The following is a 16,520-nucleotide window of genomic DNA, read 5'->3' on the forward strand; positions in this document are numbered from 1 at the left end:
CCCGCCGCTCGCCGCAGCCCCGCTCTTGGCCGGCGGAGAAACTGATGGGAGCCCTCGTGCGCGCCTTGACCGAGAAAGTCCTCGGTAAAACCTGGGACGCCCTGCGCAGCGGCATCGCCGACAGCGTGGTGCCGGGCAGCGGCGGAATCGCGATGCTCGGCGACAGCATCACGCACTTCGGCCGCTGGGATCTGCTGTTCCCGGACGCGAGAACCCGCAACTTCGGCATCAGCGGCGAACGCAGCGGCCATCTGCTCATGCGACTCGATCCCCTCGTTCGATTGAAGCCCGACAAGGTCTTCATCCTGATCGGCACCAACGATCTGGCCTCGGGCCTCAAGCCGGACGACATTGCTTCGAACGTCGATTCGCTGCTCGGGCAGCTGCGTAACGCGCTGCCGGATGCCGCGCTCCACCTGCAGGGCGTGATGCCGCGTGCACGTCGATACGCCGATCGCATCAGATTCTTGAACGCCGCCTATCGCGATCTGGCGAGCCGGCACTCGGCTGCGTTCATCGACCTGTTCCCGGTCTTCGACGATGGCAGCGGCGAGCTGGATTCGCGTTGCACGCTCGATCGCCTGCATCTCAACGGCGCCGGTTATGCCCGCTGGCGCGACGCCCTGGCCGCTTACGTGTAAGCACCCCGACACCCGAACATGCTCATCAGAACTCCACTCATCGCAACGATCTGCGCGCTGCTGGCGCTCGGCCATTCGCACGCCGTGGCTGCGGAAGCTTCACCGACGCGGCTGCTCTACGACATCCTCGACGGAGACAAGCGCGTCGGCCAACTCGAGGTCTCGCTGCAGCCGTCGCCGCAGGGTTTGATCGCGCGCCAGCGCGGCCAGCTCGAGCTTCGGCGAATGATGCTGACGGCGAAGCTCGAGCAAACGGTCGAGGAGCGCTGGCAAGGCCAGAGCCTGCTCGCACTGAGCTCGGAAACGCGCTCCGACGTGGCGGTCGGCGCGTCGAAGAAATCGCTCGCGGTGACGCGTGAAACCTCGGGGACGCTTCGCGCCACCGTTGATGGGAAATCGCACGAGCTACCGCCCGACGCGCTGCCCTTGAGCATCTGGTCGGGCCGCACGCTGACCGAAGGCCCGCACTTCAATCTCGCCACCGGCGAGGTCATCGAGCTCAAGGCGAATTCATCAGCGAAATCCGATCCGCCACGGATCGTTCGCTACGAGGGCGAAGAGTGTCGGCACCGCCGCTTCGAAAGCGTGAACGGAAGCAAACGCAGCACGGTCGCGGCCTGGCTCGGGCGTGACGACATCGTCTGCCGGCTGAGCATCGCCTTCGGTCGAGACCTCCTGACCTACGTGCGCCGACCGGCACCGTCCTAGCGCCAGTTTCTGGGTGAATGGTGGGCCCAGCCGGACTTGAACCGACAACCAAGAGATTATGAGTCGGGGCCTCAAGGCTTAACTATATGATAGTTAAGTAGTTGTTATCGCGCATCGGCGATGGTGAGTGTCGTTTATAACCAGTGGCTTAGCGCGCTTTCGCGCAGTTCAGCGCGCATGACGCGTGTACCTCCGGCGTACCTGCCTTGACTTGCAGCAGGTGGAGGTTATGTGTCGTTAGACTAGTACTACGGACTAACAATTTGCCGTCCAAATGGGTTCTGATGACCAAATATTGACCAGGTGTTGGCGCTCACCGAGAACTGACCATCACTGCTCGTTGAAAATTGACCAGGGATGGAGGCCGGCGGCGGATGCTGCCGGCGTGGTTTGATTCTATCGCTGGTCGTCAGATCGTCTCGTCGGTTTCCTCCTGTTGCCGGGTCTTGGCCTGCTCCCTGGACTTGATACGTGCTTTGGCGATGTGACTGCTGTGCCGGAAGCGATAGGACTCGTTGCCGGTCTCGACGATGTGGCAGTGATGCGTCAGTCGATCCAGTAGCGCCGTGGTCATCTTCGGATCGCCGAAGACGGACGCCCATTCGGCGAAGACCAGATTGGTCGTGATGATCACGCTGGTGTGCTCGTAGAGCTTCGACAGCAGGTGAAACAGCAGCGCGCCACCGGCCTGCGAAAACGGCAAGTAACCCAGCTCATCGAGGATCACGAGGTCCAGATGCATCAGCTGGTGCGCCAGCCGGCCAGCCCTTCCAGCGGCTTTCTCCTTCTCCAGCGTGTTGACCAGCTCGATGGTCGAGTAGAAGCGCACCCGCTTGCCATGGCGGGCGACGGCTTCGATCCCCAGCGCCGTGGCCAGATGCGTCTTGCCGGTGCCAGTACCGCCGATCAGCACGATGTTCTCGGCCTTCTCGGTGAAGGCGGTCGTGGCAAAGGTGGTGATCTGCCGGCGGTCGACCTTCGACTGCTCGAAATCGAAACCCGCCAGATCGCGGTGGATCGGAAAGCGCGCGACGTGCATCTGGTAGCGGATCGAGCGCATCGCCCGGTCCGTTGATTTCGGCCTGTACCAGCTGCGTCAGCAGGGTCTCGTAGCTGGTCAGGCCCGTCGTCGAGCCTTGTTCCAGGCCCTCGGCATAGCAAGCCGCCATGCCATACAGGCGCAGCCGCTTCAGATCATTGATCAGATCAGCCATGGCTCAGCTCCGTACGCAGCGTGTCGTAACGCTCGGTATCGGCAATCGGCGCCGCCTTCACCTGCAGGGAGGTCTCGACCGTCTGCGGTGGTGGTCCCTCCCTAAGTCGCGCGAGGACATTGAGGACGTGCTCGGCGCTGGGCCGACCGCTGTCGAGCACCAGTTCGACGGCGACCAGCACCGCCTCCAATCCGTGCGTCGGCACCGTCATGAGCACCTGTGCCATGACCTTGTCGCCGCCGTCACGTTTGAGCAAAGCCCGACGCAGCCGTTGCAGCGGGTCCGGCAGATCGGCAAACGGCGCACCGTTTCGCAGCGCACCGGGCTTGCGCTCGATCAGCGGCAGGTAGTGCTGCCAGTCGTAGACGACATGATCGCGATCGACGGCGCGGGCATGCTCGGCCACGATCGACTGATCGGCGACGATGACAATGCGCTCCGGATACAGCCGCACGCTGACGCGATGGCCCGCCAGCCGACACGGCACTGAGTAGCGATTGCGGGCGACCGACACCAGACTCGTGCTCGACACTCTGGCCGGCAGCTCGACGTAGCCGTCAAACGGTGTGGGCATCGGCATCAGCTGTGGCTGCTCGTGCTCCCAGGCCTCGCGGATCGTCATGCCGGAGAAGTCCGGGTGCGGCGCTGACCAGGCCTCCATGCACTGGGTCGCCAGCCAGACATTGAGCTCGGCGAAGCTGCCGAATCGCTGCTGCGTAGCGTCGAGCCAGATCCGGCGACGGGCATCCTGCACGCCTTTTTCGACGCGACCCTTCTCCCAGCCGGAGGCGACGTTGCAGAAGTCGGGATCGAAGAGATAGTGCGCCGTCATCGCGGCGAAGCGCGCGTTGACGACGCGACCGCGATCCTTGCGCGGGGTCTGGTCGACCGCCGTCTTCATATTGTCGTAGATGCCGCGCCGGGCGACCCCGCCCAGCCCGGTCAGGCAGCGCGTGTGGGCGTCGAAGAGCATCTCGTGGCCCTGGCTCGGATAGGCCACGAGCCAGAAGGCGCGAGAGGCGCACAGCTTCATGTGTGCCAGCTGCACCTTGCGCCAGATGCTGCCGATCACGAGGCGCTCCTCGCTCCAGTCAAACTGGAAGGCCTCGCCCCAGGTGAAGGTCAGCGGCACGTAGACCGCTCGGGCGCTGACCGCACCCAGCTCGGCGCGCCACTTACGGACAAACTCTGTGACGCGCGCGTAGCTGCCGGTGAAGCCCTGGTCCTTGAGCTGCGCATGCAGCTTCAGGGCGGTGCGTTGCTCTCGACGCGGACGGCGCGAATCGGCCTCCAGCGCCTTGCGCAGCCACTGCTCGTGGTCCGTGATCTTCTTGGGGCCGGCAGGGCGCCGGTACTTCATCTCGCTGCGGGTCGCCTCCCGCAGCCACGCCTTGATCGTGTTTCTCGACAGGCTCGTGCGTCGTGCGATCTCGCTGATCGATAGCCCGTCCCGAAGCCGCATCCTGCGGACTTTCGCGTATGTCGCCATGGTGTGCACCTCTTCTCCCTGCTGGGCCTTAAACCCCGCAGGCTAAGTCGGAACACCCTATTCAATTTTCCGCGAGCAGATCCTCGATTTGCTGGTCAGTTTTCAGCGAGCGGCAACAGGCCTCGCCATCGGCATCGAACTGAAAGACGAGGACTACGCGGGCAAAATCGGTGCTACGTGCAGGAAAGGCGGCTTGCTGATCTCCGCCGAAGAGAACGTCCTCATGCTGATGCCCGCCCTCACCATCGACCGCGCCACCTCCGAGCGCGGTCTCGACATCCTCGAAAGAGCCATTTAGCGACGCGGCGCCGACCATCAGGCGGCGAGCTTCTCCGCTTCTATGTTCAGCATCTCCATGTCGGGTACGGAGCCCAGCAGCGTGAGCGCGTGCTTCGCCAGCTCTCGCGGCACGTGCCCCACCAGATGGGAAAAGCGGCCGCCGTTGTCCGGAAATACGTCGAATATTCCGTATTCACCTTCGGAAGTGTGGATCGCGAACCACGCGGTGGTTTTCGGCTCTTCCTTCACCAGGTTCTCGGCATCGCGCAGGAAGCTTTCGACCTCCTGCTCATGACCCGCCTTGGCCTTGAAGGTGAGCAGCAGCCCCTTGGTGTCCTGCTGCGGGACGCTGCCCACAGGCAGCTTGCTGGCGAGCACGTCCAGTTTCTGGATGCGCGGCGTCCGCGAGAAGAGCTTTTCGCCGCGCGCTTGCAGCCCCTTTGCGACCTCACCGGCCAGGTGCGCATCGCGGCTGGCGTCGTCCGGAAAGACATCGAAGATCCCGTACTCGCCCCGCCCAAACCGAACGGCGAACCACGCGGTGGTGCCGGCTTCCTTTTGCACGAGCGGTAGCGACGATCGGAGGAAATCCTCCACCGCCGACTCTTCGCCTGGCTTGGCTTCCAGGCGAACCAGCAGGCCACGGGTAATCATCTCGCACCTCCGGGAAATTGAACGACAGGTCCCTCGCTGCCGGGTTACATAGACAGCGCAGGGGTGTTTCCGTTCCCTCGGGCGCGCGCCCGTCGCCCTCCGTCGTCACGCGTTTGTGGCGTTCGAACGTCTCTCCGAACTGGGCAAGTCGTCGCTCGTTCGGAACTCGTCGCCGCCGCGGATTGGATCATCGACATCGGCCGGCCGCCAGCCACCGAGGCGGCCGCATCGTCACGGCTGCCCCCGGAAGAAGTCGCTCGTTCGCAAGAGAGCGGTCCGGCCATGTGTCGCCGCAATGTTGCAGTCAGGGCCGTGTCGACAGCACGCCCGTCCGCTCGCGTTGGATCGGCGACCTTCCAGAGTCGGACCGCCAATGGCGACTTTGGGCTGATCAGCGACTGTCGCTGAGGTGCCAGAAGCGGTCCTTCAAGTCGAGTTGCTCCGGCTGATCAGCCGCACTAAACCGCTAGTCGGCATTTAGGGTTTGACCTTCTGGAGCTGCAGGCCCGAGACCTGGCTACTTTCTCCAATAGTTGTTTGCGGCTGCGATCGTGGCGAACTCGATGGCGACCGTTTGGCCGACCTGCAGTAAAGCCATCGCGTCGTTCGCATAGACATCGCGCAGCCTGGATCGCACCGCGTCATCCGGTTGCGTGGTTTTGATGACCAGCCTGGATATCGTCATGGCAAGCTGGCGACCCTCCTCTGGCGTGGCGGTGATCAACGAATTGCCAGGGATCAGCATGATGATTCTCGAGAGGATGGTTGAGCCTCAGATTTGTCCGACCGATTGCAAAGGGACACGCGATGGCCAGTCACTGCGGACCAAGGCCCCAGTGGCCTTGTACTGATCCACTGGGGCCGAGCAACGACAATCTGAGAAATTTGAGAAGCGATCAGCGGGTTACTGACCGGCTTTCCGGGTAAGCGGCAGGTTCTTCACCACCTCTTCGTGCGCCTTGAGGTCGCCGCAGACCGGCTGGCTCCACTGGCCGGAGAAGGCAATCTGATCCACGCCGTTGGGGCCCAGGCCTGCCGGCACGTAGTCGAGCTTCAAGCTGCTGCGCGTGCGCCAGCTGATGAAGTGATCCGCACAACTGCTATCGCCCGAGGTGCCCAGCGCGCCAATCAGTTCGCCCTTGGCGTTGTAGAGCGGCAGGCCGCCGCCGAAGACGTTGAAGCCGCCCACGCGCTCACCCACCATAGGGTCGTTGGGCTGGCCCCAGTATGCGGTGGGGCCGGCGTAGGCGCGTTCCGGCGTGATGGGGTTGGACTCCTGGATGCCAAAGGCGAAGCCGCCCGGCTGGGCGATGCTGTAGAGATTGGCTGTTGCCATCGCGAGTTTGGGCAGGCTGAAATTGTTGCTGGTGTAGGCCTTTTGCGCGGCGATCACGCGGCTGCCGGGCCACTGATCGCCCCAATTGTCGCCGGTGAAGGCGACAGCGCAGACCACGCCGGCGCGGTTCACCACCGCACCCCACATGTTGAGGCCGAAGGCGGCGTTCTTTTCTTTCTGCGCCGCTTGCAGTGCGGCTTTGAACTCGGCGTGCGTCGGCAGGCCCGCGCAGCTTTTGTCGGCGGCCAGCAGCTTGGCGGTGGCAGCGGGTGCGGCCTGGGCCGTCGTGGCCGTAGCGAGGGCAAGTGCGACCAGGGAGATGGTCGTTTTCATGAGTTCCGGTGCGGTGTTTCAGGTGAGGGGGATTCAGAGACCCTTGGCGGCAACGAGCCGCATGGGGGCTATGTCGAGAGGCGCTGCGAGATGCGGTGGCACGGTGGCGATGATCTGGGCGGCAGTGGTGTCGCGCAGGTGGTTGTCGCGTCCGGCGGCGTCCACGAACACATCGACGATATGGACGACGTCCGGGTTGGCCTCGGAGTGCAGCACCAGCCACAGCGGCATGGGGGTTTCCTTGAGGGCTTCCGGCAGGGCGGCACCGACCAGGCGAGCGACTTCCGCGCCCTTTCCGGGCTGGGCTTTGAAGGTGACGACGGCAGCGACGTGGCTCATGGGGTGCTCCGGCTAACGGTTTGGGAATACAGCGACTGCGGGGCGCAGTATGGACGTGTCCAACCTCCACCTGGCTGTGGCGGGTCGGACAATTAACCGGCAAAATCCGCCATCACTCCAAACCGCCGGAATCCGCCATGCATGTCGTGCTGCTCGCCCTCGACGGTAACCTGCCCTCCGGTTTGGTCGGTCTCGCGGATGTGTTCTGGCTGGCCGGCAAGGCGGGCGAGAGCCAACCCAAGGCGCGGCGCTGGCCGCTATGCGAGGTGATCGTCGCCAGTCCCGATGGCCGCGCCGTAACCGATGGCCGGGGCCGCCGGCTCGCCGTGGATGCCGCGCTCAAGGACATCCCCCGCGCCGACGCTGTGCTCATCCCCGGCCTCATGCCCGCCAGTGATGGCCTGCCGCCTCAAAACGCGCAGACCGCCAAGGCCGCCGCCTGGCTTCGCCAGCAGCACGCACACGGTGCTTACATCTGCAGCAGCTGCGCGGGCGTGTTCGTGGTGGGCGAGGCCGGCCTGCTCAATGGCCGTCGCTGCACCACCACCTGGTGGCTGCACGACGAGCTCAAGCACCGCTTTCCGAAAGCCGACCCGGCCTGGGGAAGCGCCCTGATCGAGGATGGCCGGGTGGTGACGGCAGGCGGCCCCTTGTCGTGGATTGATCTCGCCCTGCACACCATCCGCGTGCTGGCCGGGCCGGAGGCGGCGCGCACTGCCGCCGATTTCGCCGTGGTCGATACCGCGCCGTTGGCGCAGAGCGTGTATGTGCCGCCCAGCCACATGCAAGCGCATGATCCTTTTCTGCTGGCAGCCGAGAAAGCCGTGCGCAGTCACCGGGGCGACGCAGGACTGACACCGAGTGCGCTAGCCGCACAGCTTTCCACCAGCGAGCGCACCCTGCACCGGCGTCTGAAGAATCTTGGACTGGAGTCGCCCAAGGGTTTTATTGCCCGCGTGCAATTGGAGACCGCCCGCACCCTGCTGGAAACCAGCCGCACCGCGGTCAAGGCCGTAGCGCAGCATTGCGGCTGGCGTGATGAGGGCAGCTTCCGCCGCGCCTTCGTGCGGCATACGGGCATGACACCCACGGCCTATCGTGCATGGATAGGAAGACGAGGCGGAATGGACGGGTAGAGACGTACGCTAAACGTCTGCTTTGGGCTGATCAGCGACTGTCGCTTAAGTGTCAGTTATCGCCTTCGAAAATGACCGCCTCCGAGATGCTCGGATGAAGACCTAAGGGCACATGCGTATATGGGCGGGAGAAGCGAAGTGGCCGTCTCGCTTGCTCGGCCTCCTGCTACAACGTGATGCCTATGCATGCCAGGATGAGTAGGCTTCCTCACCAGCATCAAACCTTCTCACGGCATCCAGGCGCGACCTACTCCCAGCTTCGAGTAAAGATTCTTTCGATGAAACTTGATGGTGTTGATTGACACCCCCAACGCCTTTGCAGTCTCGGGAGCGGTCAACCCGTCCCGCAAGGCTTGGAAGACGAGCTTCTCACGGTTCGTCAGGACCTCTACTCTTACTCTGGAGTTGCGACCACGCAAACCGATCCCAGCAAATGACATCGAAGTTTCCCGGTCAGGAACATTAAGTGCCGGCTGCCGGCTCGCATCACTCCGCATCCGGTTGATTCGCCGGATGTGCATTCTGGAAAGCCTTCAGAATATTGCAGGCCTGCTCGATGCGCCGCAGGGTCGGATAGGCGTCCAGCGCCATCCCGAAGCGCTCCGCATTGAATAACTGGGGCACCAGGCAACAATCCGCCAAAGTCGGTCGATCGCCGAAGCAAAATGCACCGCGGCGCGGCGATGTGGCCAGCCTGCTCTCGAGCGCTTGTAGCCCGAGATCGATCCAATGGCGTATCCAGGTCTGCTTCTGCTCCTCCGACAAGCCTATCGGGCCGGTCAAGTACTTCAGGACGCGCAGATTGTTTAGCGGGTGAATATCGCAGGCGATGGCCAGCGCGATCTGCCGGACCCAGGCACGGTCGGCGGCGGAGGCCGGCAGCAACGGCGATTCCGGGTAACGCTCGTCGAGATATTCAATGATTGCCAATGACTGGGCGATACGTTCGCTACCGTCTTCCAGCACCGGTACTAGCGCCGCGGGGTTTGTAGCGCGGAACTTCGCCAGGAACTGCTCGCCCCCATCTCGCGTCAGATGCACGGGCAGATGTTCGGCCTCCAGCCCCTTGAGGTTAAGCGCGATGCGGACGCGGTAGGAGGCGGAACTGCGGTAGTAGGTGTGAAGTTTCATGGAAGCAGGTTCCGGGACGAGGGGCCGGGAGCCGGGGCGCTCAGCCGCGCCAGGCCGAAGATCGCCGCTGCCGTGACCAGCGCCGGGATCGCGCAGGCCAGCACCAGTTGGTCTGGGGACCACCCCCAGCCCAGCAGAAGTCCACCCAGCAGCGGACCGGCGACCGAGCCTATTCGACCGATGCCCAGCGCCCAACCGACACCGGTAGCACGGATCGCGGTCGGATAGGCCTCGGCAGCCAAGGCGTTGAGGCAGAATTGCGCGCCGACTACGCCCGCGCCGGCCAAGAAGATCGCTGGCAGTGTCAGCCGCGGTAGCGCCGTCACGTGGGCCAGCGCCGCCACGATGGCGGCAACCAGCACGAAGGCAGCTCCCAGCGTCCGGTAGGGGCCATAGCGTCGCACCAAGGCAGCCAACAGGATGCCCCCGCCGATCCCGCCCAAGTTGAGCAACGACGAGGCCAGGATCGCCAAGCTTAGCGAGTAGCCGGTCAGCGTCAGCAGGGTCGGCAGCCAGTTGACCATGAAGTACATGACCAGTAGGTTCATGAAGAACGCGGTCCACAGCAGCAAGGTGACCTTCGTGCGCCGACCGCGGAACAACTCCCGTAGAGGAAATCCCGGATGCGGCGGTTCGCCGGCGATAACGCTTCGCAAATCATGACGTCTGCCCGGCTCCAGCCGTTCCAGCACGCGCTGGAGTTCACGGCTCCGCGCGCGCCGCAAAAGCAGGAAGCCCGGCGATTCCGGCAAGCGCCAGGCCAGCACCAACGCCAGCAGCAGGGGGACAGCGCCACCCAACACGAAAAGCGCCGGCCAGCCCAGGCTTGGAATCCACAGCGCGCTAAGCACGCCACCGAGGATCGAGCCCAGCGGGAAGCCGCAGAACATCAGCGTCACCAGCATGGTGCGCAGTCGCGCCGGAGCATACTCGGAGGTCAGCGCGACCAGGTTGGGCATCGCGCTGCCCAGGCCTAGCCCGGTCAGCAGGCGCAAGGCCAGCAAATGTCCGGGCGTCTGCGCCCAGGCTGTCGCCAGCGCGAACACACCGAACAGCAGAGTCGAAACCACGATCGTCCACTTGCGCCCCCAACGGTCGGCCAGCAGCCCGCCGATAAGCGCGCCGGCCATTAGACCCAGCAGCCCGGCACCGAACACCGGCCCCAGCGCCGACGGCGCCATGCCCCATTGCTCGGCAATCGCGGGAGCGACGTAGGCGATGACTTGGGTGTCGAAGCCGTCAAGCAAGGCCACCAGAGCGCACAGCGTGACAACCTCAAGCTGCAGGCGTCCCAGCGGGCGCGTGTCGATCAGCTCGGTGATCCGAAATACGCCGGTCATTAGGTTCCTAGATTGGGTAGATGATCGCGTTGGGGATCATTTCGCTGTCGTAAATGCAGAAGCGCGACGCGAACTTCAGCGCACCATCTACCCTCACCACTTCGTCCAGGTAGCGGCCGACATTGAACACTGTGCTGATTTCCCCAAGCTTGGTACGGAACACCGCGTAGTTCGCCTCCAGAAACCAGCGGCCGCGGTCCACCGCCAGGACGCGCGGCAGGCTCACGACATGCCGTTGGTAGTAGGGGTCATGGAACAGGGTCTCGCGGATTCCGTAGACGCGGTCCTGCAGCATGCCCTTGCTATGGAAATGCAGCGTCGCCAGCGGCAGCCCACGCTCATGGTTTTCGCGCGGCTGGAGCTTGTAGACGCAATCCTCGGTGAAGAACTCGGGCCAGCGGTCCCAGTTGCCCGCATCGACGGTGGCCGTATACTCGGCGTAGAGCTGCAAAAGCTCGGTGTACACCAGCGGTTCAAGTGCCTGATTCATACGCCCATCACCCGCCGCCAGTATTGATACATGCCCCGAATCAGTGTCTCCGAGGCGATGTTGGTTGCCTCTTCGCTATCGTGCCCACCCATTTCCAGCAGGCATTGCTGGTCTGGCTTTTCCTGGAACCCCATCTGCGAGAACTCGATTACCTCGCCGTCGTCCGCGGAAACATAGCCGGACGGGCCGAACAGGTTGGCTTGCAGCAAGCGCCGCTGGATCATCTCGTCGCTGTCGTCTTCGAAGGCGAAGTGAGTCCACACGAAATCAAACACGCCAGGCCCGCGCGGTTGGATATGCCGCATTGAGAGACTATTGACCTGCTGCTGAATGATCAGGCTCGGAAACAGCGTCAACATCACCGCGGTCGGACCCTTCCACCATTCCTCTGGCACGATGTCGAGTTGGCGCGGGTCGCGCAGGCTCATGTCGGCTTTGTAGCTGGTCACGCCGGAGACGACGTCCCCGGCCGGCTTGCCGACGCTGCGCACGCCGATCATCGCGGCATGGCGCTTGTGCGGGTCCATCTTCAGTGAGGTCTTGCTGTCGGCGCGCCACAAGCCGAAGGTCACGAACCAGCTATGCAACAGGCCCGGATGATAGGGATCCTTGATGTTTTCCTGCATCAGCTTCCAGTTTCCCGGAATTCGTTGCCGGTTGTAGCCCAGTATCTTCAGCTTGCGGCCGTCGAAAACGCGGTCGAAGTAGGACAGGATCGTCGGACCGAGGTAGTCCTCAAAGGACTCCAGCGAGTGGTCGAAGCTGGCAAACACCACGCCGCCGCGCACCGCGACCTTGAGCGAGGTCAGGCCGCGGCCCTCCATCTGGAAATCAGCCGGCATGCCGCCATTGAGCTGACCGTCCTGGCGGATACCTCGGCGATAGGGAATGCCGCGCAACTTGCCCTCAAGATCGTAGGCCCACTGATGGTAGGGGCAGACGAATTCCTTGCGGTTACCCTGGCGCTCGCGGCAGAACTGCGCGCCGCGATGGGCGCAGACGTTCTCCAGCACCCGCACGCCGCCGTCCTGGGTGCGCACCATGATGACCGAACGCTCTCCGACAACCGAGCGGCGGAAGTCGCCCGGGTGCGGGATCTCGGCCTCCAGGCCGATATAGCACCAGTGACCGGCGTAGTAGAAGCGATCGAGTTCGCGTCGATAGGTATCCGGATCCGTGTAGACCCAATAGGGCACGCGGTGCACCCCGTCGCCCGGCCAACCCGGCGACGAAGGGAGAGTGATGGGGGCGTCGTTCATGGCGGTTCTCCTGAGCGGTCAGCCCGCCACGCGTACCTGGATTTCGCCTAGACCATCGATCCGTCCCACCATCAGGTCGCCGACGACCACCGCGCCGACGCCTTCCGGCGTGCCGGTCATGATCAGATCGCCCGGTTGCAGGGTCTCGAACTGCGACAAGAAGGCGATGCACTCCGGCACGCTCCAGATGAGCTTGGCGATATCCGAAGCCTGGCGCGGCTGGCCATTGACAGCGACCGATATGGAAGCGGATTTCGGATGGCCCACGTCGGCGACCCGACGGATCGCGCCGATCGGCGCAGACTGCGAAAAAGATTTGCCGAACTCCCAGGGGCGCCCCTTGTCGCGAGCCTCCAGCTGCAGGTCACGGCGCGTCATGTCCAGGCCCACGGCGTAGCCGTAGACCAGCGACTCGGCCTCGTCCTGCGACACCGCCCTGCCCTGCCGGCCGATCGCCACCACCAGCTCGATCTCATGATGGAAGTTGCCGGTCATCGGCGGATACGGAATCTCCGCGGTCTGGCCGTTGACGGCCACGGTCGCGGAAGCGGGTTTCATGAAGAAGAACGGCGGCTCGCGCTCGTCCTGGCCCATTTCACGGGCATGGGCCGCGTAGTTGCGGCCGACGCAGAAAATGCGATTGACCGGAAACTGTTCGTCGCTGCCGGCCACCGGCAGCACATAGCCCGGCGCGGGCGAAAATGTGTACTTCACCAAACTCTCCTCGAGTACTGTGAATCGGGTTGTGAACCTGGATGTGTAATCAGGCCTTTTGCTCGCGCCACAGACCCAGCAGTCGCTGGACCGGGCGGTCGGAATAGCTGAACAGGATGGTTTCGCAGGTCACCTGGAGATGCAGTTCATTCCAGGAGGGCACGACGAACACGTCGTTCTCGCCAAAGCTCAGTTCGGTCTCGCCGATGCGCGCCGCACCACCGCCCTGCAGGCAGACAAAGATGCTGCTGTCGGTACTGCGGCAACCGCGGGTCTCGAAGCCGGCGGGCAGCAATTGAGCCGCCGCGCCGATCGTCGGCATCGGGGAACCTCCGGTGGCCGGGTTGACGTAGCGAAGCTTGTAACCGTGATGCGGATCGATGTCGCCTGATGCGATCCCACGCAGCGCCTCTCGCGTCCGGGCGTAGGGATAGACGAAGACCTTGGTCGGATCCTGGCGCTGCGGCTCGAAATCCACCGGCAGCATGTTGTACCCGTAGCGCGCGAGTGCATCGCCCTCGCGCCGTATCACCGCTTGCTCGTCTTGCGCGCTCTTTTCAGCGAAGCCGGCGTCGAGCAGTTGCACGATCGGGATGTCGAGGCCATCGAGCCAGATCACCGGCTGTGTGCCGGAGTTTCCGTGATCGTGGAAGGTCCAAGCCGGGGTGATGATGAAATCACCCCGGCGCATCGTCGTGCGCTCGCCGTCCACCGCGGTGTAGGCGCCCTCGCCCTCCAGCACCAGGCGCAGCGCCGACTGCGTGTGGCGATGCGCTGGCGCGACTTCACCCGGCAGGATCAGCTGTAGGCCGGCATAAAGGCTCTGAGTGATGCGCGACTGCCCCCGCAATCCGGGATTCTCCAGCACCAGCACCCGGCGCTCGGCCTCGTGCGCACTGATCAACCCGCCGGCTTCAAGCAGATAGGCGCGGGCCTGGTTGTAGCGCCACAGTGCCGCCTGTGCCGGGCTTCTCGGCGTCGGCGGCACCAACGTCCCTAGCACTTCCCAGAGCGGCGTGAGGTGGTGGCGGTCGATGCGTTCGTAGTACTCGCGGCGGGCATCGAGGCCAGCGGGGTCGATCATGGCAGCGGAGGTCATGGGAGCCTGGCTAGTTTCCGGTGATGTGAAAGGGTTCCGCGTAGATGCTCTGTTCCGCCATCTGCTTCTCCCGCAGCGTACGAACCGTGGCGTCCACCGCGTGCGGCGATCCAAAAACGTAGCCGCGCCAGCCCGCAAGGCTGGGGAAATCAGCCGCGATCGCGCTTGTCAGCAGGCCACGCCTCATGCCACGGTCGAGGGCTCCGGTCGCGACCACGGTGTGCGCACACGCCGCCGGCAAATGCTCCAGGAGCTGCGCCAGTTCGTCCTGGCCATAGACGTCTTCCCGACAGGTGAACCCCAAGTAGATCTGCAGCGGATTCTTCATTCCTGCGGCGGCGATGCCGCGCAGGATCGACAGCGTCGGTGCCAGACCGGTGCCGGCACCCACACAGAGGATGGGATCTTCATTGCGAGATCGCAGGAAGGTGCTTCCCAGCGGCCCACGCAGCTTGAGCATGTCGCCGGGCTTGAGCTCTCCGGAAAGGCGGGCGGAAGCACGGCCCCCTGGATGGAGACGAGCGTGAAACTCCAGTTCGTTTCCCGGCAATCCGCACATCGAGTACGGACGAGCAAGGCCGCGCTCGAATTCCAGCTCGACGTACTGTCCCGGGGAAAACGACAGCGCCGCCTGTGGCCGCAACCTCAGCCGCAGGGTGTCGCGGCACAGCGGCGCCACCGCCACGACCTCGGCCCTCATCGTGCGCGCCGGGTGAACTACAACCTCTTCCGGCGCGGGAATCTCGATCACACAGTCTTCGGTCAGCACGCTCTGGCAGGCCAGCACGCAGGACGACCCCGGAACCGGCGACGGACGCATCTGCCGCGCCGGCCCCACGACCTTGCCGCGCAGGAGCCGGCAGCGACAGACGCCGCAGCGTCCGTCCTTGCAGCTGTGCGAGATAGGAACCTGGTTGGCCAATAGCGCGTTCAGCAGGGTCTCCCCCGCCTGTACTTCCAGGACACGCCCGCTGGGTCGCACCACCAGTTCCACTCTCGTTGCTCCTCTGATCCACTTCGATTGCAGAATCGGAGATGCCCCACCATAAGTAAATCGTATGAGGTGAATGATGCAGTTCACTCTGGTGAATGTTGTATCCGGAGGATCGCGGGCTAGTCTGCGCACTCCGACACCGACAGGGATCAACGATGAGCAGCGATGCACGTACCGACCCGCCGCCTCTGACAGGACTCAAGGTTCTCGAATTTGGCCAGCTGATAGGCGGTCCCTTCGCCGGCAAGATTCTCGGCGACTTCGGCGCCGAAGTGATCAAGATCGAGCCGCCGGGACAGGGCGATCCGCTGCGCAACTGGCGCCTGCTTCGCAACGGCACCTCGGTCTGGTGGCAGATACAGTCGCGCAACAAACGTTCGGTGACGCTGGACCTGCGCCAGCCCGAGGCGCAGGACATCGCGCGACGTCTCGCGGAAGAGGCCGACGTGCTGATCGAGAATTTCCGCCCCGGGGTGCTGGAGGACTGGGGACTGGGCTGGAAGCAGTTATCGGCGCTTAACCCGGGCCTGGTGATGCTGCGCATCTCCGGTTATGGCCAGACCGGCCCTTACCGCGACCGTCCGGGCTTTGGCGTCATCGGCGAAGCCATGGGCGGCCTGCGCCACCTCAGCGGCGAGCCCGGACGCCTGCCGGTTCGGGTTGGCGTCAGCATCGGCGATACCCTGGCCGCACTGCACGGCGTGATCGGCATACTGCTGGCGCTGTACCACCGCAAGGTCAACGGCGGGGCCGGCCAGATGATCGACGTGGCGCTGTACGAGGCCGTGTTCAACTGCATGGAGAGCCTGCTATCGGAGTACAGCGCCGCCGGCGTCATACGTGAACCAGCGGGCAGCGCGCTGCCGGGTATCGCACCCAGCAACGCCTATCCCTGCAGCGACGGCCACGTCCTGATCGCCGGCAACGGCGACAGCATCTTCAGGCGGTTGATGGAGACGATCGGCCGCCAAGACCTGGCGCAGGACACGGCACTAGCCGACAACGAAGGCCGTGTTGCCCGCGCCGCGCAGCTCGATGAAGCGATCGGCGCCTGGACCCGGCTACGCCGCGTCGAGGAGGTACTAGGGACACTGCAGGCAGTACGCGTGCCCTGCGGCCGGGTCTACTCCGCCCGAGACATCGCCGAGGACCCGCAATACCGTGCACGCGGCATGATACAGACCGTGACCACGCGGGAGGGCGACATGCTGGAAGTTCCGGGCATCATCCCCCAGCTGTCGCTAAGTCCTGGCGGAATTCGCCACCCCGCGCCGCGGCTAGGTGAGGACACCGAGGCCGTGCTGGCCAGCCTTGGGATCGAGGGCGAGCGCCTTTCTGCCTTGCGCGGGGCGCGCATCGTATGA

The 16,520-nt window shown here is 64.2% G+C and carries 18 protein-coding genes and 1 pseudogene; 4 read left to right on the forward strand and 15 right to left on the reverse strand.

The window, feature by feature from the left end:
- Positions 1–44: 44 nt before the first annotated feature.
- Together WQQ_RS06905 and WQQ_RS06910 are read left to right on the forward strand one after the other, a co-directional pair.
- A complete protein-coding gene (locus WQQ_RS06905) occupies positions 45–641 on the forward strand; it encodes a GDSL-type esterase/lipase family protein (RefSeq protein WP_007184396.1) in 597 nt (198 codons plus the stop codon).
- A gap of 18 nt (positions 642–659) precedes the next feature.
- A complete protein-coding gene (locus WQQ_RS06910; RefSeq protein ID WP_007184397.1) occupies positions 660–1,349 on the forward strand; it encodes a DUF6134 family protein in 690 nt (229 codons plus the stop codon).
- Between the two features lie 409 nt (positions 1,350–1,758).
- On the opposite strand, the pseudogene istB reads toward WQQ_RS06910, so the two are convergent.
- The 7 genes and pseudogenes from istB to WQQ_RS06945 form a co-directional block, all read right to left on the reverse strand.
- Positions 1,759–2,563: pseudogene (gene istB, locus WQQ_RS06915) on the reverse strand (IS21-like element helper ATPase IstB).
- A complete protein-coding gene (istA, locus tag WQQ_RS06920) occupies positions 2,556–4,052 on the reverse strand; it encodes an IS21 family transposase (RefSeq protein ID WP_040453142.1) in 1,497 nt (498 codons plus the stop codon). The pseudogene istB and the gene istA overlap by 8 nt, the downstream one beginning before the upstream one ends.
- A gap of 61 nt (positions 4,053–4,113) precedes the next feature.
- A complete protein-coding gene (locus tag WQQ_RS24620; RefSeq protein WP_192812950.1) occupies positions 4,114–4,368 on the reverse strand; it encodes a hypothetical protein in 255 nt (84 codons plus the stop codon).
- Positions 4,368–4,985, reverse strand: coding sequence for a putative quinol monooxygenase (locus WQQ_RS24855; protein ID WP_007184401.1), 618 nt, complete (start codon positions 4,983–4,985; stop codon positions 4,368–4,370). The genes WQQ_RS24620 and WQQ_RS24855 overlap by 1 nt, the downstream gene beginning before the upstream one ends.
- Before the next feature lie 517 nt (positions 4,986–5,502).
- On the reverse strand, positions 5,503–5,730 hold the full coding sequence (locus WQQ_RS06935) for a hexameric tyrosine-coordinated heme protein (RefSeq protein WP_007184402.1): 228 nt from the start codon (positions 5,728–5,730) through the stop codon (positions 5,503–5,505).
- Positions 5,731–5,889: 159 nt separating this feature from the next.
- Positions 5,890–6,654, reverse strand: coding sequence for a GlcG/HbpS family heme-binding protein (locus WQQ_RS06940; RefSeq protein WP_007184403.1), 765 nt, complete (start codon positions 6,652–6,654; stop codon positions 5,890–5,892).
- A 33-nt stretch (positions 6,655–6,687) separates the two neighbouring features.
- Positions 6,688–6,993, reverse strand: a complete 306-nt coding sequence (locus WQQ_RS06945; protein WP_007184404.1) for a putative quinol monooxygenase — start codon at positions 6,991–6,993, stop codon at positions 6,688–6,690.
- 137 nt (positions 6,994–7,130) lie between these two features.
- On the opposite strand from WQQ_RS06945, the gene WQQ_RS06950 reads away from it, so the two are divergent.
- Positions 7,131–8,129, forward strand: a complete 999-nt coding sequence (locus WQQ_RS06950; protein WP_007184405.1) for a GlxA family transcriptional regulator — start codon at positions 7,131–7,133, stop codon at positions 8,127–8,129.
- A gap of 227 nt (positions 8,130–8,356) precedes the next feature.
- Here the strand turns inward: WQQ_RS06950 and WQQ_RS25230 are convergent, their stop codons facing one another.
- From WQQ_RS25230 to WQQ_RS06985, 8 genes are read right to left on the reverse strand one after another with little or no spacing between them, the layout of a single operon-like run.
- The gene (locus WQQ_RS25230; RefSeq protein ID WP_083844445.1) at positions 8,357–8,650 is read right to left on the reverse strand and encodes a helix-turn-helix domain-containing protein; all 294 of its coding nucleotides are present in this window, start codon (positions 8,648–8,650) and stop codon (positions 8,357–8,359) included.
- A complete protein-coding gene (gene maiA, locus WQQ_RS06955) occupies positions 8,616–9,260 on the reverse strand; it encodes a maleylacetoacetate isomerase (RefSeq protein ID WP_007184406.1) in 645 nt (214 codons plus the stop codon). Before maiA ends, WQQ_RS25230 begins: the two co-directional genes overlap by 35 nt.
- Positions 9,257–10,600 (reverse strand): MFS transporter, encoded by a 1,344-nt coding sequence (locus WQQ_RS06960; RefSeq protein WP_007184407.1) that lies wholly within the window; start codon positions 10,598–10,600, stop codon positions 9,257–9,259. The genes maiA and WQQ_RS06960 overlap by 4 nt, the downstream gene beginning before the upstream one ends.
- Before the next feature lie 7 nt (positions 10,601–10,607).
- Positions 10,608–11,090 carry an aromatic-ring-hydroxylating dioxygenase subunit beta gene (locus WQQ_RS06965; protein WP_040453146.1) on the reverse strand — a complete coding sequence of 161 codons (483 nt, stop codon included), beginning with the start codon at positions 11,088–11,090 and terminating at the stop codon, positions 10,608–10,610.
- Complete coding sequence (locus WQQ_RS06970) at positions 11,087–12,349, reverse strand: aromatic ring-hydroxylating dioxygenase subunit alpha (protein WP_040453148.1); 1,263 nt, start codon at positions 12,347–12,349, stop codon at positions 11,087–11,089. Before WQQ_RS06970 ends, WQQ_RS06965 begins: the two co-directional genes overlap by 4 nt.
- A gap of 18 nt (positions 12,350–12,367) precedes the next feature.
- Positions 12,368–13,063 carry a fumarylacetoacetate hydrolase family protein gene (locus WQQ_RS06975; protein ID WP_007184410.1) on the reverse strand — a complete coding sequence of 232 codons (696 nt, stop codon included), beginning with the start codon at positions 13,061–13,063 and terminating at the stop codon, positions 12,368–12,370.
- Between the two features lie 49 nt (positions 13,064–13,112).
- A complete protein-coding gene (gtdA, locus tag WQQ_RS06980) occupies positions 13,113–14,162 on the reverse strand; it encodes a gentisate 1,2-dioxygenase (protein ID WP_157534535.1) in 1,050 nt (349 codons plus the stop codon).
- A gap of 10 nt (positions 14,163–14,172) precedes the next feature.
- Positions 14,173–15,156, reverse strand: a complete 984-nt coding sequence (locus WQQ_RS06985; RefSeq protein ID WP_040453150.1) for a 2Fe-2S iron-sulfur cluster-binding protein — start codon at positions 15,154–15,156, stop codon at positions 14,173–14,175.
- A 155-nt stretch (positions 15,157–15,311) separates the two neighbouring features.
- Here WQQ_RS06985 and WQQ_RS06990 point away from each other — a divergent pair, with 155 nt between their 5' ends.
- A complete protein-coding gene (locus WQQ_RS06990; RefSeq protein WP_007184413.1) occupies positions 15,312–16,520 on the forward strand; it encodes a CaiB/BaiF CoA transferase family protein in 1,209 nt (402 codons plus the stop codon).

The organism is Hydrocarboniphaga effusa AP103 (genome assembly GCF_000271305.1).
GTDB classification, from domain to species: domain Bacteria; phylum Pseudomonadota; class Gammaproteobacteria; order Nevskiales; family Nevskiaceae; genus Hydrocarboniphaga; species Hydrocarboniphaga effusa.